This is a genomic window from Nibricoccus aquaticus (assembly GCF_002310495.1).
Lineage (GTDB): Bacteria > Verrucomicrobiota > Verrucomicrobiia > Opitutales > Opitutaceae > Nibricoccus > Nibricoccus aquaticus.
In genome coordinates, this window is the sequence record NZ_CP023344.1 from 3,970,080 (window position 1) to 3,989,556 (window position 19,477).

The following is a 19,477-nucleotide window of genomic DNA, read 5'->3' on the forward strand; positions in this document are numbered from 1 at the left end:
CGAATTGGGCTTCCGCTTGAGCGGACGGAGGTTTTGTGTGGCGAGGCGTTTTGTCATGAAAGTCTCGAAAAAAATCGCCACGGCCACCATTCAACTTCGTCGCCAACTCGGGGCGCGCGTCGCGACATCGGAGGATGCGCGATTCGCGGCGTCGTTTGATGGGAGCAAGCTGTCGTTTTTGCCGGCGGCGGTGGTTTTCCCGAAGAAGGAGGCGGACATCGGCGTGGTGCTGGCGCTCGCTAACAAGCATGGCGTGCCGGTGACGGTGCGCGGTGGAGGGACATCGCTGACGGGATCGGGCTCGCCGCTGCGGGGTGGGTGGGTGGTGGATGTTTCGAAGTGGGACAAAGTGACGATCGATGCGGAGGCGGGGATGGCGACGGTGCAGCCGGGCGCGAAAGTCGCGGCGATCCATGCGGCGGCGGAAGCGGCGGGGTGGTTTTATCCGCCTGATCCGGCGTCGAAGCAGTATTCGACCATCGGTGGAAATATCGCGTGCAATGCCGGTGGCATGCACGGCGGGCGCTACGGCGTGACGCGGGATTTTGTTTTGGCGCTGAGGGGATTTTTGCCGACGGGCGAGGCAGTGAAGTGGGGGGCGCCGACGAAGAAATTTTCGGCCGGGTTTAATCTGCGCGATTTGTGGATCGGCAGCGAAGGCATGCTCGGTGTGATTACGGAGGCGACGTTGAAACTGATTCCGTTGCCGGCGGCGCGATGGACGTTGCTGGCGTCGTTTGCGGATGAGATCGATGCGTTTCGGGCGGTGAAGGTTTTGTTCGGGCTACGCGTGCAACCGGCGATCTGCGAGTTTCTGGATCGTTACAGCGTGCAGTGCGCGGAGGCGAAGACGGGGAAGACGGTTTTTGAGGGGCAGGCGGGGAAGCCGGTGATGTTGATCGAACTGGCCGGGACGCCGAGCGAGGTGGCCGATCAGAAGGCGGTAGTCGTTGCGTGGGCACAGGCGAACACTGCGGCGTTTCGCGAGGCGCGGGATCGCGCGGAAGCGGATGAACTCTGGAGCGTGCGGCGGAAGTGCTCAGGCGCGATGTTCGCGCTCGGCGATGCAAAGCTCAACGAGGACATTGTGGTGCCGCTCAGGAGTTATGAGAAGTTCGCGGTGTTTCTAGATAAGCTGCGGAAGAAGTCGCGGCTGCCGATCCCGACATTTGGGCATCTCGGCGATGGGAATCTGCACGTGAACATCATGTACCATCGCGAGAATCACGCGGAGTATCTGCGCGCGGAGAAGGCGGTGGAGGAGTTGATGAAGGGCGTCGTGGCGCTGGGCGGGGCGATCTCGGGCGAGCACGGGATAGGGCTGGCGAAGTCGCCGTTTTTGCGGATGCAGCATTCGGCGGCGGAGATCAAAGCGATGAAGGCGGTGAAGGACGCGCTCGATCCGAAAGGGATTTTGAATCCGGGGAAAATGTTCGAGGTGTTCAAGGTGTGGGAGCATCCGCGGCTGAAGATCGAGCTGCCGTGGGATCATAAGTAAGCGCGGAAGCGTTTGCGAAAAAAGCGTGGCAGCGTTTGGTGCGCGGCTATGTCGCATCTTTTTGAGTCGCTCACGATCAAGTCGGTCACGCTTCGCAATCGCATCGGGGTTTCGCCGATGTGCATGTACTCGTCGGAGGATGGCGTGGCGACGGACTGGCATCTGGTGCATCTGGGCGCGCGAGCGGCGGGCGGGGCGGGGTTGATCATTGCGGAGGCGACGGCGGTTTCGCCAGAAGGACGGATTTCTCCCGGCGATGCGGGGATCTGGGCGGACAAGCACGTGGAGCCGCTCCAGCGGATCAACCGGTTCGTGAAGGCGCACGGGGCGGTGGCGGGTATTCAGATTGCTCATGCCGGTCGGAAGGCGAGTGCAGCACGGCCTTGGGAGAAGGGCGGGCATCTCGCGGATGACGCGGGCGGGTGGCCGGTGGTGGGGCCGAGCGCGGTGGCGTTTGGCGGGGAGTTGAGCAAGGTGCCTCAGGCGTTGACGGCGCAGGAGATCAAGGGTGTGCAGGCGGACTTCGTGGCGGCGGCGAAACGGTCGCTGGCGGCGGGCTATGAGTTGCTGGAGATCCACGCGGCGCATGGCTATTTGCTGCATCAGTTTCTCTCGCCGCTTTCGAACGGGCGCGTGGATGAGTACGGCGGGCTCTTTGAAAATCGGGCGCGGTTTCTTTTGGAAACGACACGGGCGGTTCGTGCGGTGTGGCCGGAGAAATTGCCGTTGATCGTACGGATTTCGTGCACCGACTGGGTCGCGGTTGGATGGGATATTGAGGAGAGCGTGGAGCTGGCGAAACGCTTGAAGACGGAGGGTGTGGATTTGATCGATTGCTCGACGGGTGGCGGTGCGCATGGAGCGAAGGTTCCGATCGGGCCGGCATATCAGGTGAAATTTGCGGAGCGCATTCGACGCGAGGCGGGCATTTCGACGGCGGCTGTCGGTTTGATCACGGAAGCGAAGCAGGCGGATGAGATCGTGCGGACGGGGCAGGCGGATCTGGTGCTGCTGGGGCGGGAGTCGTTGCGTGATCCGAACTGGCCGTTGCATGCGGCGAAGCAACTCGGGCACTCGGAGGCGGTGAAGCCGCCGGTTCAATACGCGCGGGCGTTTTGAGCGGACTGCTGGAGACTCTTTATTCGACGAGCCGATAGCCGATGCCAGACTCGGTTTTAAGGTGCTGCGGAGAGTTGGGCGTGGCTTCCAGTTTTTGACGGAGATGAGTCATCACGACGCGGAGGTAGTGCGTGTTTTCCTCGGCGTTGGGGCCCCAGACTTCGCGGAGGATCTGGCGGTGGGTGACGACTTTTCCGCGGTGCTGCACGAGGAGGGCGAAGAGGGCGTACTCTTTGGCGGTGAGATGGATTTCGGCGTTAGCGCGGCGGATGGTGCGAGCGGCGCGGTCGATCTCGATGTCGCCGATGCGGGCTATCGCGGGCTCGTTGGTGAGCTGGGTGCGGCGAAGGATGGCGCGGACGCGGGCGAGGAGTTCGCGTCCGTTGAAAGGTTTGGTGAGGTAGTCGTCGGCTCCCGCATCGAGCGCGGCGATTTTATCGTCTTCGCCTTCGCGGACGGAGAGGACGAGGACGGGGACGCGGGACCAGTCGCGGAGGCGGCGGATGACTTCGGTGCCGTCGAGATCGGGAAGGCCGAGATCGAGGATGACGCCGTCGGGGGTCTGGTGGGCGATTTCCTGGAGGCCGAGGGTGGCGGTATCGGTTTCGCGGACACGGTAGCCGCCGCCTTCGAGCGTGACGCGGAGGAGACGGCGGATTTGGGGTTCGTCGTCGATGATCAGGAGCGTGCTGGTGGGTGGAGCGGACATCGGAGAGTCGGAGATCGGAGTGGGAATCGGAGGATTACACAGAGGGCACGAGAGGTGGCACGGAGGTCACGGAGGAAAGACGAGGCTGGAGAAGACGATAGAGGGTAAAGAGGGCGGAGGAGGTCGGAATTTTTACAGAAGGTAACGAAGGGAACGAAGAGCGGGAGGTTTTCCTGGTCAGGTATTACAGAGGAGGCGGAGTTTGGTGGTGTGGAAATGTAATGACGAAGCGGGTGCCCCCGGTGGTGTTTTCGGTGGCGGTGATTTCGGCGCCTTGGGCGGTGAGGAAACCGCGGACGATCGAGAGGCCGAGTCCGAGGCCGCCGGTGCGGGTAGGATTAGCGCGGGCGAATTTTTGGAAGAGTTTTTCGCGGAGTTCGGGGGAGATGCCGGGGCCGTGATCGGCGACGGTTATCCATGCGCGGGAAGAAGTGGCATCGAGGCCGGCGCTGAGGGTGATGGGAGTTGCGGGAGGGGTGTGGATGGCGGCGTTGAGGAGGAGGTTGGCGAGGGCTTGTTCGGTGAGGGCGAAGTCGGCGCGGAGGGGCGGGAGGTCGTCGGGGATTTCGATGGTGAAAGGGTGACTGGCGAGCGCGTCGCCGACGGAATCGCGGGCGGCGTTGGCGAGGTCGCGGGCGTCGCACCAGTCGAGGCGGGGTTTGAGCGCGCCGCTTTCGAGGCGGGTCTGGTCGAGGAGATTGCCGACGAGGCGGTTGAGGCGGTGGGCGGCGGAACGGCTTTCGCCGATGAGCGCGGCGCGGAGTTTTTCGTCGGTGGTGTCGGCGAGGTTTTCGAGGGAGCCGGTGATGACGGCAAGGGGGGTGCGGAGTTCGTGGGAGACGCTGTCGAGCAGGGTGCGGTGGAGTTTGTCGGAGGCGGCGAGGAGTTTTTCGCGTTCGCTGGCAGCGCGGAGGTGGTCGCGTTCGACGATGAGGGAGAGCTGGCGGGCGAAGGCGTCGAGGAGGTCGCGCTGGGCGAGGGTGAGTAGTTGATTTTCGGGCACGGCGACTACGAGAACGCCGACGGCGCGGTCTTCGCGGATGAGCGGGAGGTGAAACGCGGCGCTGCCGGGGAGGGTGTCGGTGAAGCGACCGGCGGGGCGGCGGTGGCGGAAGGCCCAGTCGGCGACGCCGCGTTCTTTTTCGTCGAGCGCGAGGGAGGCTGCGAAGTGGGGCGTGAGCGTGTCGCCGGTTTCACCGGCGAGAAGGAGGGCGGTTTTGGCGGAGAAGAGTTCGTCGGTCTGGCGGAGGGCGGTGAAGACGGCGTCGTCGAGCGTGGAGGCGGAGGCGAGGACGCGGGTGAGCTGGAAGAGGGCGGTGGCGCGTTCTTCGCGGAGGCGCTCGTTGCGGGCCTGGGCGCGGATGCGGGCGGTGAGCTGGCCCGCGATGATGGCGACGGCGAAGTAGGTGACGAAGAGCGCGGCGTCTTCGATTTTGTTTATCGCGAAGGTGAAGCGCGGCGGGATGAAGAGGAAATTCCAGGTGAGCGCGCTGAGGACGCCCGCGAGGAGGACGGGCCAGCGGCCGACGCGGAGGCTGAGGGCGATGACGGCGAGTAGGTAAACGAGGCCGGCGGCGAGGTAGGTGTCGGCCGGGAGCAACTGGCCGAGGAGCGTGAGGGCGGCGATGGTGCCGGCGGCGATGGCGTATTCGCGCGGTGGGCTGTGGAGCGCGGGCTCGAAGGCGCGCCAGTCGTGGCGGAGGCGGGCCTCGGGATCGGCGGGGACGACGTAGATGTCGATGTTGCCGCCGTGGCGGAGGAGTTTGTCCACGAGGGTGCCGCCGCGGAGCGTATCCAGGAAGCGGTTGCCACGGGGTTTGCCGACGACGATCTGGGTGGCGTTATGCTGGAGGGCGGTGCGGACGAGGGCGGCGGGGACGTTTTCGTCGTGCGTGAGGACGACCTCGGCGCCAAGTTCGCGGGCGAGGGCGAGGTTTTTGTCGAGGAGTTGTTGAGCGGCGGGGCTGAGCGGATCGGAGGGCTCGACGTACACGGCGAGCCAAGGTGCGCCCTGGGCGGCGGCGAGGCGGCGGGTCCAGCGGACGAGTTGCGTGGAGAAAGGGCTGGGGCCGACGGCGACGAGGAGGCGTTCGCCGCTGCGCCAGACGGTTTGTTTGGGGAGACCGGCGCGGAGTTGGCGGAGCTGGCGGTCGACGCGCTCGGCGGTGAAGCGGAGGGCGAGTTCGCGGAGGGCGGTGAGGTGGGTCTCGCGGAAGAAGTTGTCGCGGGCGGCGTCGGCGCGCGCGGAGCCGAGGTAAACTTTGCCGTCGCTCAGGCGCTCGCGGAGGGCTTCGGGGGTGAGGTCGATGAGCTCTACTTCGTCGGCGAGATCGAGGAGCGTGTCGGGGACGGTTTCGAGCTGCGGGGCGCCGGTGATCTGGCGGACGGCGTCGGCGCGGGACTCGACGTGCTGGATGTTGAGCGTCGTGAAGACGTTGATACCGGCTTCGAGGAGTTCGAGGACGTCCTGCCAGCGTTTGGTGTGGCGGGAGCCGGGGGCGTTAGTGTGGGCGAGTTCGTCGATGACGGCGAGGGCGGGACGGCGGGCGAGGAGGGCTTCGAGATCGAGTTCGGTGAGCGTGGCGCCGCGGTGGTGGATGGCTTTGCGAGGAAGAAGGACGAGGCCGGAGAGGAGGGCTTCGGTTTCGGCGCGGCCGTGGGTTTCGACGATGCCGACGAGGACGTCGATTTTATCGGCGCGGGCTTCCTGCGCGGCGCGGAGCATGGCGTAGGTTTTGCCCACGCCGGGGGACATGCCGAGGAAGACCTTGAGGTGGCCGCGACGGGAGCGGGCTTCGTCGCGGGTGAGCGCGGCGAGGAGGGCGTCGGGATCGGCGCGGTGGTTATCAGGAGAGGACACGGAGCGCGGACACAGAGGGAACGGAGATTGAGAAGTGAGGAGCTGGAAGATCGGACGGAGGCGGGAGTCGGAAGGTAACCACAGATAGCACAGATGGGAATGGATTCGAAAGGGAGGATGTTTACCGCTTGTGAACGCTGAAAGGCGCTAGTGTCGGAAGCGAACCCGGGATCGCGGCGTGAAGTCGCTCCTACAGATCAGAGGGTTTTGTCGAGGGCGAGGTTTAGGCGGAGGACGTTAACGCGGGCGGGGGTGAGGTGGCCGCCTTCGGTATGGCGGGCGAGGAGGGTGTCGAGCGTGGTGAGTTGTTGTGTAGTTAGGTTTCGGGCACGGGCGACGCGGGAGAGCTGGAGACGGGCGTTGGCGAGGGAGATGTGCGGATCGAGGCCGCTGCCGCTGGAGGTGATGGCGTCGGAAGGGAGTGGAGCGGTGGGGGCGAGTTGGTTGAAGGTGCGGTAGTCGGTGGACGCGGTGATGACGGAGGCGGCGAGTTTCGCGCTGGTCCAAGGCTGGTTGCTGGCGCCGGAGGGGACGGTGGCGTAGTCGCCAGCGGAGGGGCGTGGCTGGAAGTAACGCGGGTCGGGATTTTTTTGCGCGAGGAGGGCGGAGCCGATGATGCGGTTGTTGTGCGTGAGGAGGGAGCCCTCGGCGGCGTTGCGGAAGAAGGCGTGGCCGGTGGCCCAGATGGCGAGTGGGTAGAGGGCGCCGGTGAGGAGCGTGAGGAGGGCGAAGAGGCGGAGAGATTGGAGAAAAGTTTTCATGGATGATGTGATTATCGCGGGCAGTGACTGCCGCGTGTAGTTAGCGGGCGTTGGTGGAGGGCCAGTCGACGCGGGAGTCGGGTTCTTTGTGGTTGGACGGGTCGAGCAACCAGAAGAGGACGGCGATGCCGGCGAGGAGGAGGAAGACGATCAGGAATGCGCGCTGGTCGCGCATCGGTTTCCTCGCCGAGGGAGGATGGGCGGAGGGTTTCATGCGAGGTGGAGCGCCACGAGGGCGACGTCGATGAGTTTGATGCCGATGAACGGGGCGATGAGGCCGCCGAGGCCGTAGACGAGGAGATTGCGGCGGAGGAGGGCGGCGGCGGGTTGCGCGCGGTAGGCAACGCCGCGGAGGGCGAGCGGGACGAGGGCGATGATGATGAGGGCGTTGAAGATCACGGCGCTGAGGATCGCGCTTTGCGGGGAGTGCAGGGCCATGACGTTGAGCGCGGCGAGCGGGCCGGTGGTCGTGCCGGCGAGCGCGTAGAGAGCGGCGAAGATCGCGGGGATGATGGCGAAGTATTTGGCGACGTCGTTGGCGATGGAGAAGGTCGTGAGCGAGCCGCGCGTCATGAGGAGTTGTTTCCCGATCTCGACGATCTCGATGAGCTTGGTCGGGTTGCTGTCGAGATCGACCATGTTGCCGGCTTCGCGGGCGGCTTGCGTGCCGGTGTTCATGGCGACGCCGACGTCGGCTTGCGCGAGCGCGGGGGCGTCGTTGGTGCCGTCGCCGGTCATGGCGACGAGGTGGCCGCGGGCCTGTTCATCGCGGATGCGCTGGAGTTTCATCTCGGGCGTGGCCTGGGCGAGGAAGTCATCAACACCTGCTTCGGCGGCGATGGCGGCAGCGGTGAGCGGGTTGTCGCCCGTGATCATGACGGTGCGGATACCCATGCGGCGGAGTTCGCCGAAGCGTTCTTTGATGCCGCCTTTGACGACGTCTTTGAGGTAGATGACGCCGAGGATGGCGGGGCCGTCGGCGACGACGAGGGGAGTGCCGCCGGCTTTGGACACGCGTTCGACGGCGGCGGAGATTTCGGCGGGGAAGCGGCCGCCTTGGGATTCGACCCAAGCACGGATGTTGTCGGCGGCGCCTTTGCGGATGGAGCGGGTGGGAGTGCGGGGTGGGGGCACCCCGCCTACATCGGAGGTGAGATCGACGCCGCTCATGCGGGTTTGCGCGGTGAAGGGGACGAAGGTGGCGTGAGGCTCGGCGACGTCGCGCTGGCGGAGGTTGAATTTTTCCTTGGCGAGGACGGCGATGCTGCGGCCTTCGGGGGTTTCGTCGGCGAGGGAGGCGAGTTGGGCGGCGTCGGCGAGTTTTTCGGCGGATACGCCGGGGGCGGGGATGAACTCGGAGGCCTGGCGGTTACCGAGGGTGATGGTGCCGGTTTTGTCGAGGAGGAGGACGTCGATGTCGCCTGCGGCTTCGACGGCGCGGCCGGAGGTGGCAATGACGTTGCGGCGGATGAGGCGGTCGATGCCGCTGATGCCGATGGCGCTGAGGAGTCCGCCGATGGTGGTCGGGATGAGACAGACGAAGAGCGAAACGAGGACGGGGACGGACGTGTCGATGGAGTTGGGTTGTCCGGCGAGGCGTTCAGAGAATCCGGCGAAGAAAGGGAGCGTGCCGACGACGGCGAGGAAGATGAGCGTCATGGCGACGAGGAGGATGCCGAGGGCGATCTCGTTGGGCGTGCGCTGACGGGCGGCGCCTTCGACGAGGCTGATCATGCGGTCGAGAAAGCCGCCGCCGGGCTCGACGGTGACTCGGATGACGACGCGGTCGCTGAGCACGCGGGTGCCACCGGTGACCGCGCTGCGGTCGCCGCCGCTCTCGCGTATCACAGGCGCGGATTCGCCAGTGATGGCGGACTCGTCCACGCTGGCGATGCCCTCGATGACTTCGCCGTCGGCGGGGATGACATCGCCGGTTTCGCAGACGACGGTGTCGCCTTTGCGGAGATCGGGGGCGGCGACACGTTCCTCGGTGCCGGACTTGGCGAGGCGGCGGGCGAAGGTTTGGGATCGGGCGCGGCGGAGGGAGTCGGCCTGGGCTTTGCCGCGGCCTTCGGCGAGGGCTTCGGCGAAGTTGGCGAAGAGAACGGTGAACCAGAGCCAGGCGGTGATCTGGACGGTGAAGAAGGAGAGCGAGCCGGAGGCGGCGTCGCGGAGGGCGACGAGGGTGACGGCGACCGCGCCGAGAGCGGTGGCGAAGATGACGGGGTTTCGCCAGAGGGCGAGCGGGTCGAGTTTGCGGAAGGCGTCGAGGGTGGCGCGGCGGAGGAGCGGGAGGTTCCAGGAGGAGTTGGCGGGAGATTTCATGAGAGGATGATTCACCGCGGAGGACGCGGAGTCGGATGATGATTCCGTTTTAGAATGTGCGGCCGGTGGTGAGGAGGAGGTGTTCGAGGATTGGGCCGAGGGTGAGCGCCGGGAAGTAGGTGAGGGCAACGACCACGATGATCACACCACTGAGGAGGACGGCGAAGAGGGGGCCGTCGGTCGGGAAGGTGCCGCTGGAGGGCGGGGTGATTTTTTTCACGGCCATGCGTCCGGCGAAGGCGAGGACGGGGATGATCACGCCGAAACGGCCAATGAGCATCGCGAGCGCGCCGCCCCACGTGTAGAGATCGCCGGTGGCGGTGAGGCTGCCGAAGGCGGAGCCGTTGTTGTTGGCCATGCTGCCCCAGGCGTAGAGAATCTCGGTGAGGGCGTGAGGACCGGCGCTGCCGACGGCGGAGCGGCCGGTCTCGGTGGCGAAAGAAAGGGCGCAGCCGAGCAGGACGGCGGCGCAGGGAAGCAGGGCGGCGAGCGCGGCCATGCGGATTTCAAAGGCTTCGATTTTTTTACCGAGGTATTCGGGGGTGCGGCCGACCATGAGACCGGCGAGGAAGACGGTGAGGACGATCATCATGACCATGCCGTAGAGACCGGCGCCGACGCCGCCGAAGATGATTTCGCCGAGGAGCATGTTGAGCAGCGCGATGCCGCCGGAGAGCGGGGAGAGCGAAGCGTGCATGGCGTTGACCGCACCGCAGGAGACGACGGTGGTGATATTGGCGAAGAGCATCGTCGGGACGATGCCGATACGCGTTTCCTTGCCCTCCATCGCGAGCGTGGCGGCCTGGGGTGAGGAGAGTTCGCTCCAGAGAGAGAGGCCGATCGCGGTGACGAGGAAGAACGTCATCACGCCGTAGATGACCCAGGCGTGGCGGCGTGCGCCGGTGAGCAGGCCCCACGCATATACGCACGCGGCGGGGATGAGGATGATCGTGAAAGTTTCCAGGAAGTTGGAGAAGGGCGTGGGGTTTTCGAACGGGTGGGCGGAGTTGATGCCGAAGAAGCCGCCGCCGTTGGTGCCGAGTTGTTTGATGGCGATCTGCGACGCGGCGGGGCCGAGCGGGATGACTTGTTCGGTGCCGGCGAGCGTGGTGGCAGTGGCGTAAGGCGCGAAGGACATGACGACGCCCTGGGTGACGAGGACGACAGCGAGGACGAACGAGAGCGGGAGCAGCACGTAGAGCGTGGTGCGGACGAGGTCGGCCCAGAAATTGCCGAGGCCGCGGGCGGAGTGTCGGGAGAAACCGCGGGCGAGCGCGGCGAGGACGGCGAGGCCGGTGGCGGCGCTGAGAAAATTTTGGACGCCGAGGCCGGCCATTTGCGTGAAGTAGCTGAGCGAGGCTTCGCCGGAATAGGCCTGCCAGTTGGTGTTGGTCATGAACGACACGGCGGTGTTCACGGCGACGCCTAGCGGGACGGCGGGAAAGTTTTGCGGATTGAGCGGCAGGTGAGCTTGCAGGAGTTGAAGCGTGAGTACGGCGAGCGCTCCGAGGAGGTTGAAGAGAACGAGCGCAAGCGCGTAGCTGCGCCAGGTCATGTCTTCGTCGGGTCGGACGCCGGCGATGCGGTAGAGAATTTTTTCGACGGGACGCAGCCAGCCGAGCCAGCGGGGCGGTTCGCCTTGGAAAGTGTTGGCGAGCCAACGGCCGAGGAGTGGCGTGCTGGCAGCGAGGAGGAGAAAGAAGAGCGCGAGATAGGCGATGTCGGCGGCGTTCATGCAGGCACAGCGTACCCGCAGATGTTATTGCCGGATAATTAAGAGAAGGGCGCGGGGCATTAAGAAAACGTTAAGGGCGGTACACGAGCGGACTCGGTTGAGAGGTGTTAGCCGAATGGCCCAGAGGGCGTGTTTCGATTTGCGGGTGAACGCGTGGGCGTGAATGTCGCGCTTATGAGCACAAACGATTCTGCACGGCGGCCGATCAAAGCGCGCGAGACGAAATGGGCGGCGTCAGCCGCGGCGGCGCTCGCGAGAAGTGGCGTGAAGCCGAATGTGATTTCGGTATTCAGCGCGGTGTTTGCGGGCGGAGCGGGCGTGGCGCTGGCGATGACGCCGAGGATGTCGACGGTGGGCGCGGCGGTGTTATTTGTGGTGGCGGCGCTGGGGATACAGCTGCGTTTGTTGTGCAATCTTTTCGACGGGATGGTGGCGGTTGAAGGCGGATTTAAGACGAAGTCGGGAGAGATTTTTAATGAGCTGCCGGACCGATTCGCGGATGCGTTCATCCTCGTGGGCGCGGGTTTCGCGGCGGGCGGTTATGAGTATGGGCTGACGCTGGGCTGGGTGGCGGCGCTGCTGGCGGTCGGCACGGCGTATGTGCGGGCGTTGGGTGCGGCGGCGGGGGCGGGGCAGTGTTTTCTCGGGCCGATGGCGAAGCAGCATCGGATGGCGGCGATGACGGTCGCATGCGTGGGAGCTGTCGTGGCTGGGTTTTTCGGATATGGGGCGTGCGTGATTTTTGTGGCGCTGGCGGTCGTCGTCGTAGGCACGGCGATCACGGTGGGGCGGCGGACGCTTTGGGTGGTGAGGACTCTGGAAGCGAAGCCCTGAGGATATGAGCAGACGATGCGGTTGGTTAATCGACCGCTTCTTCGGTGACGGTGGTGGCGGCGCGGACGGGGGCGTGGGCGTGTTTGCTGATGGCGACGCCGTCTTCGGGGCGGAGGCCGCGGAAGACGAGTGAGGAGATGATCGTGAGACTGCCGAGGACGAGAAAGGCGTGGTGGAGTCCGGCGACGAAGCGGAGGGTGTCGGTTTTGTCCACGTGGCCGAGGAACCAGGCGGCGACGAGTGAAGCGGTGGCGACGCCGAAGCTGAGGGACATTTGTTGCGCGGTGCTGGCGATGCTGCCGGCTTTGCTGGTGTCGCGGTCGTCGATGTCGGCGTAGACGAGGGAGTTCATGCTCGTGAATTGGAGGGAGGCAAAGAAGCCCTGCATGAAACTAAGTAAGAGGATGAGGACGACGGGCGTATCGGCGGTGATGAAAGAGAAGACCATCATGTTGAGGCCGAGGAGAATCGTGTTGGCGGCGAGCACGGTGCGGTAGCCGAAGCGCGCGAGCACGCGGCGGCTGGCGAGTTTCATGACGATGGCGGCGGCGGCGGACGGCATCGTGAGGAGGCCGGCTTGCCACGGTGCGTAGCCGAGACCGATTTGATAGAGCAGCGGGAGGAGAAACGGCATGCCGCCGATGCCGAGGCGCGTGACGAAGCCGCCGACGACGGAGATGCGGAAGGTGCGGGTTTTGAAGAGGCGGAGTTGAAGGACCGGCGCGGGATCGCGGCGGGCGTGCCAGCCGTAAGCGGTGAGCAGGGCGACGGAGAGAAGTGCGAGCAGCGAAAGCGGAGTGACGGGCCAGGTGTGTTCGCCGAAGATTTCGAGGACGTAGGAGAGGAGTGCGATGCCAGTGCCGAAGAGGATGAAGCCGGTGCGGTCGAGCGGCGCGACGTGTTCGTCGCGGAAGTCGGGCATGTGCTTTCGCGTGAGCCAGAGTCCGAGCAGGCCGAAGGGAATGTTGACGAAAAAGATGACGCGCCACGAGACGACGTGGACGATGAGTCCGCCGACGAAGGGGCCGAGCAGCGGGCCGATTAGCGCAGGGATGACGACGTAGTTCATCGCGGTGAGCATCTCGGAGCGCGGGAAACTGCGGAGAAGTGCGAGGCGGCCGACGGGTGTCATCATGGCGCCGCCGATGCCTTGAAGCACGCGGGCGGCGACGAGCATGTGGATGTTGACCGAGAGTCCGCAGAGGAGGGAGCCGAGCGTGAAGAGCGCGACGGCGATCATGAAGATGCGCTTGGTGCCGAAGCGGTCGGCGAGCCAGCCGCTGATGGGAATGAAGACGGCGAGGCTGAGCGTGTAGCTGGTGAGAACGGCTTTAAGGCTGAGCGGCTCGACACCGAGGCTCGCGGACATCGTGGGGACCGCGGTGTTAATGATCGTGGCGTCGAGATTCTCCATGAAGAGCGCGACGGCGACGAGCCACGGGAGAACGAGCTTGTTGGAAAAAGCGCGGAAGGGCGGGACGTTGGCGGCGGTTGCGGACATGGAGACGAGTGCGGGCAGTGTGTGGAGTCGGGGGCGGGGCGCAAATGCGGGCATGCATGCGGGTGTGTCGCGAAATTCTGGATAGGCGCATGGGTCAAAAGGCGTAGACCGAGAGATGAGTTTGGATTTGCGCGTGGTCGTGGTGCGGGGAAGCTGGCCGGGCTTTCGCGGTCGTGGACCGTCGCATTCACACATGCTCTCAAAATTTTTGATGATCGGACTGGTTCGCACGCTCACGGGAGTTCGTGCGCGTTGGGTGGGCACGGAGCCTTCGACGAAGCAGCGGATTTATTTCGCGAATCACACGAGCAATCTCGACGCGGTGGTGATCTGGGCGTCGCTACCGACGGTGCTGCGCGAGAAGACGCGGCCGGTGGCGGCGCATGATTATTGGACGAAGGGGGCGGTGCGGCCGTATCTGGCGAAGCACGTTTTTAATGTGGTGCTCATCGAGCGCAAAAACGTGACGGTGAAAAACAATCCGCTGACGCCGATGCTGGCGGCTCTCGATGCGGGGAGTTCACTGATCATTTTCCCCGAAGGCGGGCGGATGGCGGGCGGCGGGTTGGGGGAATTTAAGAGTGGAATTCATCACCTCGCGAGCAAGCGGCCCGAGGTGGAGCTCGTTCCCGTGTGGATCGACAACGTGAATCGCGTTTTACCGAAAGGGGAATTTCTCCCGGTGCCGATGCTCGGCAGCGTGACAGTCGGTGTGCCGATGAAACTAGCGGAGGATGAGGCGAAGGACGTTTTCTTGAGCCGTGCGCGAACGTCGCTGGCTGAATTGGGAGGAGTAAAACTATGAGCGCAGACGGTGGATTTATTTCGATGAAGGATGACCCGCATTTTCTCTGGCTCGGGGCGGGCGTCGGCGGCGTGCTCGTGGTGGCGTCGATCATCGGTGCGATTCTCGCGAAGACGGCGAAGACCGAGAAGGCACAGGCGACGATCGCGAACATGAATGATCGCACGCGGGCGTGGTGGATCATGGTGCTGGTTTTTGGCGGCGCGCTGGCGTGCGGGCGAATGGGCGTAGTGGTGTTATTCGGGCTCTTGTCGTGGCTGGCGCTACGCGAGTTTTTGACGCTCACGCCGACGCGCCGTGGCGATCATCGGGCGTTGTTCTGGGCGTTTTTTGTGATCACGCCGGTGCAGTATTTGTGGGTCGGCAAAGAGTGGTACGGGATGTTTTCGATCTTCGTGCCGGTGTGGGCGTTTTTGTTTTTAGCCGTGCGGGCGGCGATGGCGGGAGAGTGCGATCACTATCTCGAGCGTATCGCGAAGACGCAGTGGGGGTTAATGACGTGCGTGTATTGTCTGAGTCACGCGCCGGCGCTGCTGAGTCTGCAGATTGCGGGTTTCGAAGGGCAGAACGCGAAGCTGTTGGTTTTCCTCGTGGCAATCACGCAGATGAGCGACGTGTTGCAGTACGTCTGGGGAAAGCTTTTCGGGAAGCACAAGGTCGCGCCAAATGTGAGTCCGAGCAAAACGTGGGAGGGGCTCGTTGGCGGTGTGCTGACGGCGAGTGCGCTGGGCGCGGGGCTTTGGTGGGCGACGCCGTTTAATCCGTGGCAGGCGGGACTGGTGGCGCTGGCGATCACGATAGCGGGGTTCTTTGGCGGCTTGGTGATGTCGGCGATCAAGCGGGACCGTGGGGTGAAGGACTATGGCGTGCTGATCGAAGGGCACGGTGGCGTGATGGACCGGATGGATTCACTGTGTTTCGCGGCGCCGGTTTTCTTTCACATTCTGCGGTTTTGGTGGACGAGCTGAGTAGTGGATAGCGGGCGACGGTTGATTGAATCGCGAAGACGCAAAGACGCTAAGGGCGATCCGCGAAGAGGTTCACGGCGACTTGACGCTCTTTGCTCCGAACTTGGCGGCTTCGCATCTTTGCGATTTATGAAGAGGTGGAGAACGGCGGCGACGGAGTTGGGAATAGGGTGTGAACAACTCTGAATAGTTTCCGTTTGCGGCATCCGGGGACGCTGGCTCAATCGCCCCTCCTCATGCATCTCAAGGCCCTCAAGCTGCACGGTTTCAAATCCTTTGCCGACCCCTCCACCCTCCGTTTCGAACCTGGCGTCACCGCTGTGGTCGGGCCCAACGGTTGCGGTAAATCCAATATCGCGGACGCGATCCGCTGGGTGCTCGGTGAGCAGAGCGCGAAGGCGTTGCGCGGCGGTAAGATGCAGGACGTTATTTTCGAGGGCGCGGACACGCGCAAGCCGTCTCAGATGTGCGAAGTTTCTCTGCTACTGACGGACTGCGAGAAGCAGCTGGGCAGCGAGTTTCACGAGATTGAGATCATGCGCCGCGTGTATCGCGATGGGCAGAGCGAGTATTTCTTCAACGGACAGCCGTGCCGGTTGAAGGATATCCACAAGCTTTTCATGGACACCGGCATCGGCCGGACGAGTTATTCGATCATGGCGCAGGGGCAGATCGACCAGATCTTGTCGTCGAAGCCGGAAGAACGCCGGGCGGTGTTCGAAGAAGCGGCGGGTATCACGAAGTACAAGTCGCAGCGTCGTGAGGCGCTGCAGAAGCTGGCGTTGACCGATACGAATCTAGCGCGTGTGGCGGATGTGATTGGTGAAGTGGGCCGGCAGATCGGTTCGCTACGGAGGCAGGCGTCGAAGGCGCTTCGTTACAAGAAACTCAGCTACCGGCTGCGGCATCTGGCGCTGGCGTATAGCGGTTATCACTATTCGCAGATCAGCACGCAGCTCGCGACGCTGGAGGAGCAGGTGATCAAGCTGCGGGCGGCGGCGGAGACGCGGCGGATTCATTTTGGTCAGAGGCAGACGGAGCTCGAAGAGAAGAAGGCGCTGCGCTCGCGGCTGAATCAGCGCGTGCAGGATGCGCAGCAGGCGGTGTTCGATCTGCGGTCGGAAAAGGAGCAGATGGAAAACGCGGCGAACCTCGCGCAGATCAAGCGCACGGGGTTGAGCGACCGGTTGGAGTCGTCGCGCGATAATCTCGGCGAGACGGAGATGCAGCTGCGCGAGTTGAGCGAGCAGGTGGACAGCGGCGCGCAGGACAAGCAGCAGCAGCTAAACTTGCTGGGCGGGTCGGACGCGATTTTCCAGAATCGAAATCGCGAGCTGGCGGTGGTCGAAGGCGAACTGAGCAAGCTCGAACAGGATCTTCAGCAGGGGAAATTCCAGCTGCTGACGTTGGAGAGTTCGGTGGCGCGGCTGCGCACGGACAGCTCGGGCTACGAGGTCGATCAGAAGACCAGCGCGCACAGGCACGACTCGCTTTTGCAGGAAGTCGAAGGCGTGCGGCAGCAGCAGTCGTCGGTCGCGCAGCAGCTCTCGGAGTTCGAGGCGCGCGTGGAAGAGGCGATGATGGCGAAGGCGCGGGCGCACCAGGAATCCACGGAGGCTCAGCAGGCGATTACTGATCTCACGCGTGAGTTTCGCGATGCGCAGAAGAAGCTTCAAGACATCGACCGCCAGCTCGCGCAGCGCACGGCGCGGTTGAAACTGCTCCAGCAGTTGCACGAGAAATGGGAAGGCTTTGGCGAGGGCGCGAAGGCGATTCTCCAAGGACGTTTCGACGCGACGCTCGGTGGCGAACGTCCGGCGCCGATCACCAAAGGACTCGAAGTGAAGCCGGAGTTTGGCAAGGCGCTCGAGGCGTTGCTGGGCTCGGCAGTCGAGGCGATCACGGTGGCGGATTTGCCGACGGCGCAGAAGATTCTTGGGCAGCTGGAAAGCGAGCAAGTTGGCAGCGTTTGCTTGCAGATCGCGGAGCTCGGCGCGGGTAACGCGAATGGTGGCGAGTTGCCGGCGGGATTGATGCCGGCGGGCGCGATCGTGAATGCGTTTGAGGCGGGCGCGCATCCGGCGGCGAGTTTGTTGTCGGCGTGTTATATCGCGGACGACCTGAACGCGTTTCTGGAGTTCTGGAAGGCGAACCCGGCGTTTTCGTTCCTCGCTGTCGCCACGCGCAAAGGCGAGATCGTGGACCGGCGTGGGCTGGTGTTTGGCGGGTTCTCGAAGAAGCCGGCGAACAGCATCGTGCAGCGCGAAATCGATCTGCGGGAGACGGGTAAGGCGCTCGTCGACGACCAGAAAGCGCACGACGATCAGAAGGCTTTTATCGACGGCATCAGTGCGCGGCTCGCTGAGGCGGAGGCGACGCTTGAGGCGAAGCGCGAGGAAGTGCTGACGGCGACGCAGGAAGTCGCGTCGGTGCAGGCGGAGCAGCGAAACGCGCAGCGGTCGCTCGAAGAGGTTTCAAACCGGCTGAAGCGCATGGAGTCGGAAGTATCGTCGGTCGAGAACGCCCGGCATGAAGCGCATTCCCGCTGGGAAAAAGCGCAGGGGCAGCTCGCTGAAGCGGAGGCGGCGGTCGCCCAGGGGCGTGAGCGCATCCAGCAGTTGGAGACGCGGATTGTGGAAGTGCGCACGGATCGCGATGTGAAGCGCGACACGCTCGGGCAGGCGCGGCTGGAGCTGGCGGAGTTTCGCCAGAAGGTCGAAGTGCTCGACCGCGGCATCGCGGACATGCAGCGGCGACGTTCGCAGTTGAGCGAACTGCTCGTGCAGCGGCAGCAGGAGATCGAAGTCTGGACCGAGCAGGTCGGCGAACTCGAGCGCGAGGCCGATGCGAAGCGGGCGCGGGCGGCGCAGTTGTCGGAGTCGCTCGTGGTGGCGCAGCAGCAAGTGGAACAGGTGCGCGTCGAGCTGACGGAGGTTGAGCGCGAGATCGGCGGCGTGGAGAACACGCAGGATTCGCTGCGTACGGAAGCAGAGTCGTCGCAGAGCGAGTTCTCGCGTTGCGAAATCAAACTGGCGGAGAGCCGGGCGCGTGCGGAGTTCTTGAAAGAGGATGTGTCGCGCGAGTTTCAGACGGATATTTCGACGCTCGATTGGAAGCTGCTGATGTGGCGCTCGGAGGATGATCCACCGGATTTGAAGTCGCTCGATCTGGACGACGATGAGGATGAGGCAGAGGCCGGAAACCAGAAGCCAGAGGCCAGAGAGCAGAAGCCGGTTGTTGAAGCGGCGCCAGTTGAGGCGACTTCGGTTGCTCAGGCGGCTGATGGCGGAGCGGAGGCTTCGGTCAGTGGTGACGCGCCTGTTCAGACCGAGGCGGCGACGGCGGATGCGGGCCCGGTGAAACGTCGTCGGAAGCCGAAGCAGAAGGGCGAGCCGAACGAAGATGATTTGGCGGCGCTCGAGAAAACGAGCTGGGATCAGGTGAAGGCCGACGTGGAGGCGATTCGCCAGCGTATCGCGGGCATGGGTGCGGTGAATCTTGTGGCGATCGAGGAGTACGCGGAGCTGAAGCAACGCTATGATTTCCTCAAATCGCAGAATGACGATCTGACGACTTCTAAGGCGGAGTTGTTGAAGGCGATCGATGAGATCAACGAGACGTCGCAGAAGCAGTTCGCGATCACGTTTGAGCAGATCAAAAAGAACTTCGAGTACACGTTCACGACGCTGTTTGGCGGCGGACGCGCCGGACTGGAATTGATCGCGACCGACGATCCGCTGGAGAGCGGCATTGAGATCACGGCGCAACCGCCAGGCACGAAGCTCAAGAGCATCACGCTGCTGTCGGGTGGTCAGAAAACGCTCACGGCAGTCGGGCTGTTGTTCGCGCTCTACATGGTGAAGCCGTCGCCGTTCTGCTTGCTGGACGAACTCGACGCGCCGCTCGACGAATCCAACATCGGGCGGTTCACAGACCTGTTGAAGAAGTTCGTTCACGAGAGCCAGTTCATCATCATCACGCACAACAAGCGCACGGTGGCGGCGGCCAGCGCGATCTATGGCGTGACGATGGAAGAGCGCGGCGTGTCGAAGACGGTTTCGATGCGGTTCAACCAGGACAAGGGCGAGCCCGAGGCCCAGCAGATGAACATCGCGGAAGCGGTGCGCGGGGCGAAAGGGCGGTCGTCGAAAGCGGCGGCGGATGAGCGGGCGGCGGAGGCACCGAAGGGCGCTGTAGTTGCGACGGTTTCCTCCACTGCTGTGGCCACTGCCGACGAAGAGCCTGCACCGGAGTCCGCGTCTTAAGTGACGCGGCTACAACAACGACCGTTGAGCGACTAATAGCGCGGTGAGGGCACCGCGCCTCCATCGGAAAAGTCACCGTCACGGATTCGTTTCGGCG

The 19,477-nt window shown here is 64.1% G+C and carries 13 protein-coding genes; 6 read left to right on the forward strand and 7 right to left on the reverse strand.

Translation table 11 applies throughout. The features are described 5' to 3' along the window. The first annotated feature begins 55 nt into the window (after positions 1-55). On the forward strand, positions 56-1,498 hold the full coding sequence (locus CMV30_RS16040; protein WP_096057823.1) for an FAD-binding oxidoreductase: 1,443 nt from the start codon (positions 56-58) through the stop codon (positions 1,496-1,498). A gap of 48 nt (positions 1,499-1,546) precedes the next feature. Then, positions 1,547-2,617 (forward strand): NADH:flavin oxidoreductase/NADH oxidase, encoded by a 1,071-nt coding sequence (locus CMV30_RS16045; protein WP_096056966.1) that lies wholly within the window; start codon positions 1,547-1,549, stop codon positions 2,615-2,617. A 19-nt stretch (positions 2,618-2,636) separates the two neighbouring features. Here the strand turns inward: CMV30_RS16045 and CMV30_RS16050 are convergent, their stop codons facing one another. The 6 genes from CMV30_RS16050 to kdpA form a co-directional block, all read right to left on the reverse strand. Then, a complete protein-coding gene (locus CMV30_RS16050) occupies positions 2,637-3,326 on the reverse strand; it encodes a response regulator (RefSeq protein ID WP_096056967.1) in 690 nt (229 codons plus the stop codon). A gap of 184 nt (positions 3,327-3,510) precedes the next feature. Next, positions 3,511-6,186, reverse strand: a complete 2,676-nt coding sequence (locus tag CMV30_RS16055) for a sensor histidine kinase (RefSeq protein WP_096056968.1) — start codon at positions 6,184-6,186, stop codon at positions 3,511-3,513. A gap of 197 nt (positions 6,187-6,383) precedes the next feature. After that, positions 6,384-6,947, reverse strand: coding sequence for a K(+)-transporting ATPase subunit C (gene kdpC / locus CMV30_RS16060; RefSeq protein ID WP_096056969.1), 564 nt, complete (start codon positions 6,945-6,947; stop codon positions 6,384-6,386). A gap of 40 nt (positions 6,948-6,987) precedes the next feature. Further along, complete coding sequence (locus tag CMV30_RS19960) at positions 6,988-7,161, reverse strand: hypothetical protein (RefSeq protein ID WP_175414914.1); 174 nt, start codon at positions 7,159-7,161, stop codon at positions 6,988-6,990. Continuing rightward, complete coding sequence (gene kdpB / locus CMV30_RS16065; RefSeq protein WP_096057824.1) at positions 7,158-9,272, reverse strand: potassium-transporting ATPase subunit KdpB; 2,115 nt, start codon at positions 9,270-9,272, stop codon at positions 7,158-7,160. The genes CMV30_RS19960 and kdpB overlap by 4 nt, the downstream gene beginning before the upstream one ends. Positions 9,273-9,321: 49 nt before the next feature. Beyond that, a complete protein-coding gene (kdpA, locus tag CMV30_RS16070) occupies positions 9,322-11,007 on the reverse strand; it encodes a potassium-transporting ATPase subunit KdpA (RefSeq protein WP_096056970.1) in 1,686 nt (561 codons plus the stop codon). Positions 11,008-11,181: 174 nt separating this feature from the next. On the opposite strand from kdpA, the gene CMV30_RS19585 reads away from it, so the two are divergent. Beyond that, positions 11,182-11,841: a CDP-alcohol phosphatidyltransferase family protein gene (locus CMV30_RS19585; RefSeq protein WP_138223337.1), complete on the forward strand. Its 660-nt coding sequence runs from the start codon at positions 11,182-11,184 to the stop codon at positions 11,839-11,841. 25 nt (positions 11,842-11,866) lie between these two features. On the opposite strand, the gene CMV30_RS16085 is transcribed toward CMV30_RS19585, so the two are convergent. Further along, positions 11,867-13,342: a DHA2 family efflux MFS transporter permease subunit gene (locus CMV30_RS16085; RefSeq protein WP_096057825.1), complete on the reverse strand. Its 1,476-nt coding sequence runs from the start codon at positions 13,340-13,342 to the stop codon at positions 11,867-11,869. 193 nt (positions 13,343-13,535) lie between these two features. Here CMV30_RS16085 and CMV30_RS16090 point away from each other — a divergent pair, with 193 nt between their 5' ends. The 3 genes from CMV30_RS16090 (at position 13,536) to smc (ending at position 19,380) form a co-directional block, all read left to right on the forward strand. Further along, the gene (locus tag CMV30_RS16090; RefSeq protein ID WP_096056973.1) at positions 13,536-14,147 is read left to right on the forward strand and encodes a lysophospholipid acyltransferase family protein; all 612 of its coding nucleotides are present in this window, start codon (positions 13,536-13,538) and stop codon (positions 14,145-14,147) included. After that, a complete protein-coding gene (locus CMV30_RS16095; protein WP_217494411.1) occupies positions 14,144-15,115 on the forward strand; it encodes a phosphatidate cytidylyltransferase in 972 nt (323 codons plus the stop codon). The genes CMV30_RS16090 and CMV30_RS16095 overlap by 4 nt, the downstream gene beginning before the upstream one ends. A gap of 236 nt (positions 15,116-15,351) precedes the next feature. Continuing rightward, positions 15,352-19,380 (forward strand): chromosome segregation protein SMC, encoded by a 4,029-nt coding sequence (smc, locus tag CMV30_RS16100; protein WP_096056974.1) that lies wholly within the window; start codon positions 15,352-15,354, stop codon positions 19,378-19,380. Positions 19,381-19,477: the final 97 nt, after the last annotated feature.

Coding starts and splice junctions, on each gene's coding strand:
- kdpC (WP_096056969.1), bottom strand. CDS start 6,947: ATGAAAACTTTTCTCCAATCTCTCCGCCTCTTCGCCCTCCTCACGCTC.
- CMV30_RS16045 (WP_096056966.1), top strand. CDS start 1,547: ATGTCGCATCTTTTTGAGTCGCTCACGATCAAGTCGGTCACGCTTCGC.
- kdpA (WP_096056970.1), bottom strand. CDS start 11,007: ATGAACGCCGCCGACATCGCCTATCTCGCGCTCTTCTTTCTCCTCCTC.
- CMV30_RS19960 (WP_175414914.1), bottom strand. CDS start 7,161: ATGAAACCCTCCGCCCATCCTCCCTCGGCGAGGAAACCGATGCGCGAC.
- CMV30_RS16040 (WP_096057823.1), top strand. CDS start 56: ATGAAAGTCTCGAAAAAAATCGCCACGGCCACCATTCAACTTCGTCGC.
- CMV30_RS16085 (WP_096057825.1), bottom strand. CDS start 13,342: ATGTCCGCAACCGCCGCCAACGTCCCGCCCTTCCGCGCTTTTTCCAAC.
- CMV30_RS16050 (WP_096056967.1), bottom strand. CDS start 3,326: ATGTCCGCTCCACCCACCAGCACGCTCCTGATCATCGACGACGAACCC.
- CMV30_RS16095 (WP_217494411.1), top strand. CDS start 14,144: ATGAGCGCAGACGGTGGATTTATTTCGATGAAGGATGACCCGCATTTT.
- CMV30_RS19585 (WP_138223337.1), top strand. CDS start 11,182: ATGAGCACAAACGATTCTGCACGGCGGCCGATCAAAGCGCGCGAGACG.
- CMV30_RS16090 (WP_096056973.1), top strand. CDS start 13,536: ATGCTCTCAAAATTTTTGATGATCGGACTGGTTCGCACGCTCACGGGA.
- kdpB (WP_096057824.1), bottom strand. CDS start 9,272: ATGAAATCTCCCGCCAACTCCTCCTGGAACCTCCCGCTCCTCCGCCGC.
- smc (WP_096056974.1), top strand. CDS start 15,352: ATGCATCTCAAGGCCCTCAAGCTGCACGGTTTCAAATCCTTTGCCGAC.